Origin of the sequence: Sphingopyxis sp. KK2 (assembly GCF_001990265.1) — a bacterium.
GTDB lineage: Bacteria > Pseudomonadota > Alphaproteobacteria > Sphingomonadales > Sphingomonadaceae > Sphingopyxis.
The window spans coordinates 1-9,779 of the sequence record NZ_LYVN01000146.1; the positions used below are offsets into that span (position 1 = coordinate 1).

Below are 9,779 nucleotides of genomic sequence, written 5' to 3' on the forward strand. Positions count from 1 at the left end.
GAGCGGGAGCGGGCGGCGAGCTTTGCTCGATCAGCGTCGCCTGCCGCGTCACCAGCGCTTCGAGCTGGTCGATCCGCTTTTGCTGCTCCTCCAGCTTGCGTTCCAGCGCCGCGATGCGGTCGTCCTGCGCCTGTGCCCCGGGCACGAAGCTGAGCGCCGTAGCGGCGAGAAGCAGGATCCGGATGGTCATGGTCAGTGTTTCCTTGCTGCCGGCTGCCGCCGCTTGAGCCAGAGGAGAAGCCCGGCGACGATCATCGTGATCAGCCACAGGCCGACGGCGATCGAGAGGAGGCGGCCGACAAGCCCGCCCGCCTCGCCGGTGTGGAGCGGGAAGAGCGCGCTCATGAAGGCGCGCGCGGGTTCGGCGTCGCTGATGGGGTATATCCCGCGCACCGCGCCGTTGTTGGCGTCGACCAGCACGCGGGTGTCGCCATAGGCACGGCGGATTTCGCCGGGGGCGTTGACGCGCAGATAATAGGTCGCGTCGCCGTCCTTGGGCCAGGCAATCTGCGTCAAGCTGCTGCCGGGGACCGCGTCGAGCGCGGCTTTCGCGGCCTGCGCGAAGCCGATGGTTTTTGGGGTGGGGGCGATGGCGGGCAGTTCGACGCTCTTGGCGCCGATCAGGTCGCCGACCCCATCCTCGAACTTCATCAATGTCCCCGTCACGGCGATCATAAGCGCGGGCAGCACGGCCCACAGGCCGAGCGCGCGGTGCCAGCTGTAGAGCCGTGCGGCGGGCGGCCCTTTTTGCGCCGGGGTGAGCGCGCGGCGCCAGGTGCCGCGCTTCGGCCATGCGGCGACGAGGCCGAGGATCAGGTTCGAGCAGAGCAGGGCGCCGCTGATCGCGACGATCCAGCTGCCCCAGCTGCCGAGGAGATCGTGATGAAAGCCGATGAGGAAGTCCATCAGCCGGTTTTCATCTTCGCGCGGGCGGTCGATGACCGTGCCGTCGCCGAGAATGCGCACCGACCGGCTGTCGCCGCCTTCGGTCTCGAGATAGACAGTATAGCGGTCGCCGCCACTGCCGGTGGTCCAGACCGTCGTCGGCTTCGATCCGTCTTCGCTGGCCAGCGCGTCGATGCGGCGCTCGATCGCGGCGAGGTCGGTGGCGGGGTAGTGACTCGACAGCCGCGCGTCGGTGATTTCCCAGTGAAAGACGATCGCGATGCCGGTCAGCGCCTGCAGCAGCCAGAAGATCGCGGCGCCGAGGCTGAGCCAGCGATGCACGGCAAGGATCGACCGGCGGATCGGCTTTCGCCCGGCGGGAGGAGATGCACTCATGCTGCGTTAGTGGCCGCAGCGATGGGCCTGTAAAACATCCACTTTACCGGAAGCGATGGGTCCAAGCACGGGCAGCGCCGAGGCCCCCAAATAGAATGGCCCGGCTGTCGCCAGCCGGGCCATCAGGCACTTCAATGTCGGGAGACGATCAGAATTCGACGGTCACCGAAGTCTTGAACGTCCGCGGCTGGCCTTGGACGAGATAGCCGCCGAGCGACGACGACCAATAGCTGTTGTTCGCGACGTTATCGACGTTGAAGCGGAAGGTGATCGGCGTCTCGCCCGCCGCGACGACATAGCGCGCGCCGAGGTCGAAGCGCGTCCATTCGCCGAGTTCCATCGTGTTGGTCAGGTTGAACGCCTGCTTGCCCGTCTGGATCACGCGGCCGGTCAGCGTGAGGCCGGGCACGAAGCCGAGGTCCCATTCGACATTGGCGTTGGCGGTATATTTGGGCACGCCGATCGCGTCGCGGCCGTCGGTCGCGCCGCCGGTGGTCTTTTTCTGCGTTGCATCGGTGATCGACACGCCGGCGATGATGCGCAGCCCCTCGGTCGGCTCGCCGTCGAAGCTGAGTTCGAAGCCCTGGTTGCGCTGCAGGCCGTCGACCGTGAAGGCCGGCAGCAGCGGGCCCGCGCCGTCGGGGTCGGGCGTGACGAACGACTGCGGCCGATCGGTGGTGAACAGCGCCGCCGATGCGTTCCAGTTGCCGAACGACACCTTGCCGCCGATTTCATATTGCACGCTCTTGAACGGCGGGAACACTTCGCCGACGTTCGAGGTGCCCGCCGGGGCGCTCGGACCCTGTGCCAGCCCCTCGATGCGGTTGCCATAGATCGAGAAATTCTCGCTCGGCTTGACGACGATGCCGACGACGGGCGTCGTTGCGCTTTCCTTGTAGCCGCCGGTCCGCGCGCCGTTCGCATAGGAATAGCTGCTGGTCTCGATCTTCTGGCGGCGCAGGCCGACGGTCACGAGCAGCTTGTCCTCGAAGGCGCCGATCGTGTCCGACGCGAAGAAGCTGGTCAGGCGCGTGCGGCTGATCGGGAAGGGATCGGCGATATTGCCGCCGAGGAAGAAGTTGAACGCCGGCTGCGCCACATCGACGGGATCGTAAAGGTTGGTGCCGTTGGTACCGTCGCGCGAGAAGACGCCGAACTGATAGGCGTTGCGGTTGACGTAGCGGCTGTGCGAGCCGCCGACGTTGATCTGGTGCGTGATCGGCCCGGTCGCGAACTTGCCGCGCAGCCCGACCTGCCCGGCCTCGTTATTGTCGTTGCGCGGGATGTTCGAACCGGTGGCATAGCCGTCGCCCGGATTAACCAGATTGTCGATCGTCAGGCTCTGGTAACGGCCGCGTTCGGCCGCATCGCGGGCGCCGAAGGCGGCATAGAAGGTAAAGTTGTCGGCGATGTCATATTCGAGCTTCGCGATCCCGAAGATGTCGCGGAGCGTCGTATAGTTCCAGTCCTGGCCGTAGTTGCCGCTGGCGCTCGGCTCGTCGGGAATGGTGGTCACGCCGAAGGCCAGTTGCACCATCGGGCGCATATGCTGAACCTTGGCGCGCTGATAGGCGAGGTCGAGCGAGATGCGCAGCGGCCCCGAGCGATAATCGATCGCCGCGCCGAGCACGGTCGAGCTGCGATATTCGTCGTCGATCGCGATGTCGCCCCAGCGGCCCGCACCGTTGATGCGGATGCCGATCTGGCCTTCGTCGCCCATACGGCGGCCGAAGTCGAACGCGCCGCCGAAATGCGCGTCGGACAGATAATTGGCGGTGACGCGGGTGATATCCTTGTCGCGTGCGCGCTTGGGCGACAGGTTGACAGTGCCGCCGAGCGCGGTGCCGCCCGGCGCGGCGCCGAACAGGAACGAGCTGGCGCCGTTCAGGATCTGGACCTGGTCATAGAGTTCGGGCGAAACGAGCTGGCGCGGCGTGACGCCATAGAGGCCGTCGATCGCGATATCCTCACCGAACAGCGGGAAGCCGCGGATGACGAATTGTTCGGAGGCGTTGGCGAAACCGAGCGAGGTGCGGACCGACGGGTCGTTTTCGAGCACGGCGCCGAGCGACAGCGACTGCTGGTTGAGGATCAGCGTTTCGTTATAGGATTTGACCGCAAAGGGGGCGTCCATGGCGTCGATGTCGCCGAGCGCGCCGAGCGACCCTTCGCGCGAGACCTGCGTCTGGTTGTTGCGCTGCGCGGTGACGACGATGCTTTCGCTGTCTTCGCTGTCCTGAGCAAAGGCCGGCGTGGCCGAAAGCAGCGCGACGCCGAGAACGGCCAGCGCGCTTCCCCGATATTTGGTGCGATAGGCGACCATGATTACTTCCCCCTGTTGGTGTCCAAAACCCCTCCCGAGCGGGCAGGGCACGGGGCCAAGCCTCTTATCGGTATTGCGACACTAAATGCTCGATTGGGCCATAAAACATCCAGTTCGTTCCGCCAGATGGGGACCAACTTTGCATTTATGTTACAAGTTTCGGAAAGTTTTTAACCGAAGCGCTGGAGCCCGCCGACGATCGTGCGCAGCACTTTCGCGGTTGGCAGTTTGTGCGAGTCGATCGTCATCAGTTCGCTGTCCCACACGACGAAATCGGCGAGGAAGCCGGGCAGGATCGCGCCCATCTTCTTTTCGTTGAAGCCGGCGTAGGCGCCTTCCTGCGTATAGCTGTGCATCGCCTGTGCCAGCGTGACGCGCTGTTCGGGAAACCAGCCGTCGGGGTTCAACCCGTCGAGCGTCTCGCGGTCGACCGCCGCTTCAAGGCCCGTCAGCGGGTCGATCGGCGCGACCGGCCAGTCGGACCCCATGCAGACATGCGCGCCCGACCGCACGAGCGAGCCGAAGGCGAAGCTGGTCTTCAGCCGTTCCTCGCCGATGCGGCGCACCGCCCAGCGGCCGTCGTCGATCGCATGATAAGGCTGGACCGAGGCGATGACGCCCTGTTCCTTGAAGCGGGCGATCGCGTGCGGCTTCATATGCTGGACATGCTCGACGCGGAAACGCCGGTCGCGCGGGCCGTTCGCCTTGGCGACGGCGGCGAGCGTGTCGAGCACGACGTCGTTCGCCTCGTCGCCGATCGCATGGGTGGTGACCTGGAGCCCGGCCTTGTCGGCGCCGGTGATCCACGCCTTGAGGTCGGCGGGGTCGGTGACGATGATGCCGCGCGTCGCGGGATCGTCGGCATAGGCTTCGTAAAAGCGGGCGGTGCGCGACCCGAGTGAACCGTCGAACACGACCTTGCACGCGCCCCATTGGACCCAGTCGTCGCCGCGGCCCTCGTCCTTGATCAGCGCGACCTGCTTTTCCCAATCCTTGAGCGGCAGATAGTGACGAAAGCGCAGCCCGGTCTCGCCCTTGGCGCGCAGGCGTCGCGTCGCGTCGAAACTGATCGTCTCGAGCTCGGTCGGGTGGACCTGGGTCACGCCCTTGCTCAGCGCGACGTCGATGCCATGCCGGACCGTCGCGTCGATCTGGTCGGGCGTCGGCGTGCCGATGGCGCGGATGACGAGGTCCTTCGCGGCGTCCTTGACGATGCCGGTCGGCTCGCCCTTCGCATCGCGTTCGATCACCCCGCCCGAAACGTCGGGGGTGTTGCGGTCGATCCCCGCGAGCTTGAGCGCCAGCGAGTTGAGGAAGAGCATGTGCAGGTCATAGCGGATGACCGCGACCGGTGTGTCGGGGGTGACCGCGTCGATCCAGTCCTTGTGCGGCATTTCGCCGCCCCAGCGGTCCTGGTCCCAATTGCCGCCCTCGAGCCACTGGCCCTTGGGCAGCGCCTTGGCCGCCGCGGCAATGCGCTCGACGAATTCCTTGGGGTTGGCGGCGTCGCGCAGCGAGGGCTGCGACAACATCGTCGATCCGATGACGAAATGGACATGCGGGTCGATGAACCCCGGGGTGACGAAGGCCCCCTTCAGATCGACGACCTGCGTCGCCTTGCCGGTGCGCGAACGCACCGCATCGGCGCCGATCGCGGCGATGCGGTCGCCCTTGACCCCGATCGCGTCGCTGAAGGTCGCCGGTCCGGCGCCGGTCCAGATCCGGCCGTTGATATAGGCCGTGTCGAGCGTCTCGCCGCCTTTGGCGAAGACGGGACGCGAGACAGCCGCCGCAGCGGTGCCGCCCGCGAGGGCGAGGAGCGTGCGGCGGCCGATCATTACTTCGTCGCCGTAGATTTGCGCGGCGGGTTTTCGGCGCGCCACTTGTCGAGCCGCGCGAGCCAGGTCGCCGCCGACAGCGGGCCATAGGTTTTCGAGTCGGTGTGCTCGGCAACCAGTTGGCGGATGTTGACGAAATAGGCCGGGCCGCTCGGCAGGCCGAGTTCCTTCTGCTTCTTTTCCATCGCCGCGACCTGTTCGGGGGTCGGCTCGATACCGGTCACCGGCTTGAACAGGATGACGTCGAAATCGGCGCCATTTTCATGGAAGAAGAGCTGGATCGGCGGCAGGCCGCCGGCGGCGGAGACTTCGTCGGCCTGCGCGATCTGACGGATGAATTCCTCCTGCTTGCCGGGGGCGAGCTTGAAGATTTCGAACCAGGCTTCGGGCCAGGCGGCGTTTTCGGCGGCGGGGGCGGGCGCGGGGGCCTGCTGCGCGGCGGCGGGCGTCAGCGGCAACAGCGCGGCGGCGACGAGCAATGCGACTTTATGGTTCATGATATTCCCTCCTGATGGTCGCAGATTTCCGCATCGGCATGGATCGCAAAACATCCAACAATCGCCTGATCGACGGGACCAAGGCGCTAACCGGCCGCGGCCTTGCGGATCGCGGCGAGCGCGGTGCGCGCTTCATAGCTGTTCAGGCTGGCAAAGCCGATCCGAAGCCCCCGCGGTGCGTCGTCGCGGGTCATGAACGATCGCGACGAGGCGAAGCGCAGCCCCATCGCCGACGCCCGCGCCTCCATCTGGTCGAGGTCGAGTTCGGGAAATTGCAGCCAGAAGGCGAGGCCGCCATCGGGCATCTTGTACCGGACCATATCGCCGAGCGTCTTGTCGATCTCTGCAGCGAAACTCTCGCGCCGCTCGGCATAGACTTGCCACACCTTGCGCGCGTGGCGGCGCAGTTCGCCATTTTCGATCAATTCGGCGGCGGCGTCCTCGGTCAGTGCATTGCCCATGCCGTCGGTCAGCGACACGCGGTGCGCGATCGCGTCGACGATCGCGGGCGGCGCGGCAACATAACCGATGCGCAGCGCCGGCAGCAGCAGCTTGGACATCGATCCGACATAGATGACCTGCCCGGGGCCATAGCTCGCGAGCGGCAACAGCGGCTGCGAGTGAAAGTGGAACTCATGGTCATAATCATCCTCGATAATCGCAAAGCCGAACTGGCGCGCGAGTTCGAGGAGACGCAGGCGCCGTTCGGGGCGCAGCGAGACGGTCGTGGGAAACTGGTGGTGCGGCGTCACGAACACCGCGCGCACCGCGTTGCGGCGGCAGGCATGCTCGACCGCGTCGATGTCGATCCCGTCCTCGTCGAGACCGACGGGCACGATATTGGCGCCGAAAGCGCGAAAAGCCGCGACTGCGGGCTCATAGGTCAGCGCCTCGACCACCACCGAGTCGCCGGGCTTGAGCAGAACCTGCGAGGCGAGGAAGATGCCGTTCTGGCTGCCGCGGGTAATGCAGATATTCTCCGCGGTAACCGACAGGCCGCGCTGGCCGCGCAGCATCGATGCGATCCCTTCGCGCAACGCGGGCGATCCGCGCGGGTCGCCATATTGGAAGCCGTTGATCTCGGCGGCGCGGTTGGTCGCGCCGCGATACGCGCGGGCGAGCAACTCGGTCGGGAAGAGCCGTCCGTCGGGCGCGCCCTCGTCGATCTTGAGCCCCTTGCCCGACGGCAGCGCGATCGGCCGCGCGGGCGGCTCGGAATAGCGATAGTCGATCCGCACGCTGCTCATCGTCAGCTCGGCGTCGCCCTGTTGCCGCTTGACCGGGTCGGGCAGCGCGGCGGCGACCATGGTGCCGCGCGTGCCCGCCGAATCGAGCCAGCCCTGCGCGATCAGATCCTCATAGGCGAAGACGACAGTCTTGCGGTTGACCCCCAGGATCTTCGCCATCTCGCGGCTGCTGGGAAGATAGGTGCCCGAGGTCAGCTTGCCGCGTTCGATGTCGCGGATCAGCGCCTGGATGATCTGCATATAGATGGGCGTTTCGCGCGACGGATCGATCCGTTCGCTGAGGCTCACTTGCCAGGGTCGCAGCATTGGACCAGTCCTTTGCGAAGAAAATCTTCGAGTCGGGAGCCAAGGGTAACGAGGGCGGAGCCAGGCGGCAAGCTTGGGCTGGTCCCCCAAACTTTCTTTTTTTGGCGCTTGCAGGAGAGCCAAGGCTGCGGAACAAAAAGGCGCAACATGGGGTGAATGCCGCGTTGGCCAGCACAAGGCCTGCGTCCGGTACGAATTGCTTTCTCAGGGGGCTGCGTGACGCTGTTCGAACGATTTGACGAAGCCGATGTGCGAAAGCTGGTGGAGGATTATCCGCTGGCCTGGGTATGCGGCGGCGGCGCCGGCGACATGGAAGCGAGCCTGTTGCCGCTGATCGGCCGGTTCGACGAACGGGGCGCGCTCGTCGAACTGATCGGGCACCTGATGCGGTCCAATCCGCTGCATACGGCGCTCGTCGCCGACCCGCGCGCGACGATCCTGTTCCAGGGTCCCGACAGCTATATCAGCCCCGAACATGCCGGGGTGCGCGATTGGGGCCCGACGTGGAACTATGCCCAGATCAGGGTGCGCGCCGATGTCGTGTTCGACGATGCGCTGACCGAGCCGTCGCTCGACCTGCTGATCGACGCGATGGAAAAGGGGCGGCTCCAGCCCTGGTCCAAGGAAGAGCTCGGCGAGCGCTATCGCGGCATGCTCGGGCGGATCATCGGCTTTCGGGCGACCGTCACCGGGCTGACGGGCAAGTTCAAGCTGGGTCAGGACGAGAGCAAGGAAACGCTCGCGTCGATCATCGGCACGCTGCCCGACAAGGCGACGGCCGACTGGATGCGGCGGTTCAACAAGGGGCGGACAGAATGATCAGGCGGATTGGATTGGTCGCAACGATCGGCGTCTTGGTGGGCGCGATCGGACCCGCGGCGGCGCAGCGCAGCGCGCTTCTGCCCTGGCAGGAAGACCCGTTTCCGAGCCGCTATCATGCCCCGCCCCCCGACGACATGCTGCTGCGCGGTGCGACGATTCTCGACGGTGCCGGCGGTCGGATCGATGGCGGCGATGTCCTCGTTCGCGGCGGCAAGATCGTTGCGGTGGGCAAGAATCTGGCCAATCCGGGGGTGCGTGAGGTCGATGCCAAGGGGCGCTGGGTCACCCCGGGGGTGATCGATGTCCACACGCACAACGGGACCTTTGTGCTGCCCCTGACCGCGATCGACCGCGAAGCGTCGGACGTCGCGGAAGTCGCCACTCCGAACTCGGCCGACACCTGGATCGAAACCGCGGTGAATGCCGAGGATATGGGGTTCGACCGGGCGCTGTCGAACGGCGTCACCACGCTGCAGATCCTGCCGGGTTCGACACCGATCTTTGCGGGCCGCTCGGTGGTGGTCAAACCCGTCGGCGGCGCGACCGTGTGGGACATGAAGGCGACCGGCGGCGTGCAGGGCTTCAAGATGGCGTGCGGCGAAAACCCGAAGAGCTGGGGTGCCGACGACGACAATGAGGGCCCGACCAGCCGGCAGGGCGTGATCGGCTTCATGCGGCAGGAATTCATCGAAGCGCAGCGCTACAAGCGCGCGGTCGAACAGGCGCGCGCGGGCGTCGGCGCGATGCCGCCGCGCGACCTGAAGCTCGAGACGATCGCAGGCATCCTGTCGGGCGATGTAAGGGTGAACCTGCACTGCTACCGCGCGGGCGACATTGCGGCCGTGCTGTCGGTCGCCAAGGAATTCGGGTTCCGCATCGGCGCGATTCATCACGCGACCGAGGCGTACAAGATCCCCGGGCTGCTGCGCGAGGCGGGAACCTGCGCGGCGGTGTGGGCCGACTGGTGGGGGTTCAAGGTCGAGGCGCAGGATGCGATCCGCGCCGAGGCGCCGCTGCTCGAACGCGCGGGCGTGTGCGTGATGATGCATTCGGACTCGCCCGCCGACGGCCAGCGGCTCAACATCGCGGCGGCCAAGGCGGCGGCGGCGGGACGCCGGATCGGCATCGAAACCCCGCCCGAGACGATGATCAAATGGACGACGAGCAACCCCGCCAAGCTGCTGGGGCTGGACAAGCGCGTCGGCACGCTCGCGCCGGGTTTTCAGGCCGATATCGTGCTGTGGTCGGGCGATCCTTTCAGCATCTACAGCCGCGCCGACCTTGTGCTCGTCGATGGCGCCGTCGCGTGGGACCGGTCGAAACCGCGAACCAAGCCGGTGTCCGATTTCGAGCTGGGCCGGGGAGGAATTGCGCAATGAAAAGCCTCGTCAGCCTGATCGCGCTCGCGATCGCCGCGCCCGCCGCCGCCCAGACGATCGCGGTGACGCATGCCGAGGCGTGGACG

8 protein-coding genes are annotated in these 9,779 nt (G+C 66.3%); 2 read left to right on the plus strand and 6 right to left on the minus strand.

Translation table 11 applies throughout. From position 1 onward, the window contains the following. From B1A78_RS18185 to B1A78_RS18210, 6 genes are all read right to left on the minus strand, one after another. The coding region (locus B1A78_RS18185) for a hypothetical protein (protein ID WP_144037894.1) at nucleotides 1–190 on the minus strand (190 nt) is incomplete at its 3' end. Between the two features lie 2 nt (nucleotides 191–192). After that, nucleotides 193–1,281 carry a PepSY domain-containing protein gene (locus tag B1A78_RS18190; protein ID WP_083734297.1) on the minus strand — a complete coding sequence of 363 codons (1,089 nt, stop codon included), beginning with the start codon at nucleotides 1,279–1,281 and terminating at the stop codon, nucleotides 193–195. 148 nt (nucleotides 1,282–1,429) lie between these two features. Next, on the minus strand, nucleotides 1,430–3,604 hold the full coding sequence (locus B1A78_RS18195; protein ID WP_077148323.1) for a TonB-dependent siderophore receptor: 2,175 nt from the start codon (nucleotides 3,602–3,604) through the stop codon (nucleotides 1,430–1,432). A gap of 170 nt (nucleotides 3,605–3,774) precedes the next feature. Then, nucleotides 3,775–5,442: an amidohydrolase gene (locus tag B1A78_RS18200; RefSeq protein WP_077148324.1), complete on the minus strand. Its 1,668-nt coding sequence runs from the start codon at nucleotides 5,440–5,442 to the stop codon at nucleotides 3,775–3,777. Continuing rightward, entirely contained in the window at nucleotides 5,442–5,939 is a 498-nt protein-coding gene (locus B1A78_RS18205) for a hypothetical protein (RefSeq protein ID WP_077148325.1), read from the minus strand. Before B1A78_RS18205 ends, B1A78_RS18200 begins: the two co-directional genes overlap by 1 nt. An 86-nt stretch (nucleotides 5,940–6,025) precedes the next feature. After that, the gene (locus tag B1A78_RS18210; protein WP_256839246.1) at nucleotides 6,026–7,474 is read right to left on the minus strand and encodes a PLP-dependent aminotransferase family protein; all 1,449 of its coding nucleotides are present in this window, start codon (nucleotides 7,472–7,474) and stop codon (nucleotides 6,026–6,028) included. Between the two features lie 234 nt (nucleotides 7,475–7,708). On the opposite strand from B1A78_RS18210, the gene B1A78_RS18215 reads away from it, so the two are divergent. Beyond that, a complete protein-coding gene (locus tag B1A78_RS18215) occupies nucleotides 7,709–8,311 on the plus strand; it encodes an FMN-binding negative transcriptional regulator (RefSeq protein WP_077148327.1) in 603 nt (200 codons plus the stop codon). Next, on the plus strand, nucleotides 8,308–9,693 hold the full coding sequence (locus B1A78_RS18220; RefSeq protein WP_083734300.1) for an amidohydrolase family protein: 1,386 nt from the start codon (nucleotides 8,308–8,310) through the stop codon (nucleotides 9,691–9,693). The genes B1A78_RS18215 and B1A78_RS18220 overlap by 4 nt, the downstream gene beginning before the upstream one ends. The last annotated feature ends 86 nt before the right edge of the window (nucleotides 9,694–9,779 follow it).

Coding starts and splice junctions, on each gene's coding strand:
- B1A78_RS18195 (WP_077148323.1), bottom strand. CDS start 3,604: ATGGTCGCCTATCGCACCAAATATCGGGGAAGCGCGCTGGCCGTTCTC.
- B1A78_RS18190 (WP_083734297.1), bottom strand. CDS start 1,281: ATGAGTGCATCTCCTCCCGCCGGGCGAAAGCCGATCCGCCGGTCGATC.
- B1A78_RS18205 (WP_077148325.1), bottom strand. CDS start 5,939: ATGAACCATAAAGTCGCATTGCTCGTCGCCGCCGCGCTGTTGCCGCTG.
- B1A78_RS18200 (WP_077148324.1), bottom strand. CDS start 5,442: ATGATCGGCCGCCGCACGCTCCTCGCCCTCGCGGGCGGCACCGCTGCG.
- B1A78_RS18220 (WP_083734300.1), top strand. CDS start 8,308: ATGATCAGGCGGATTGGATTGGTCGCAACGATCGGCGTCTTGGTGGGC.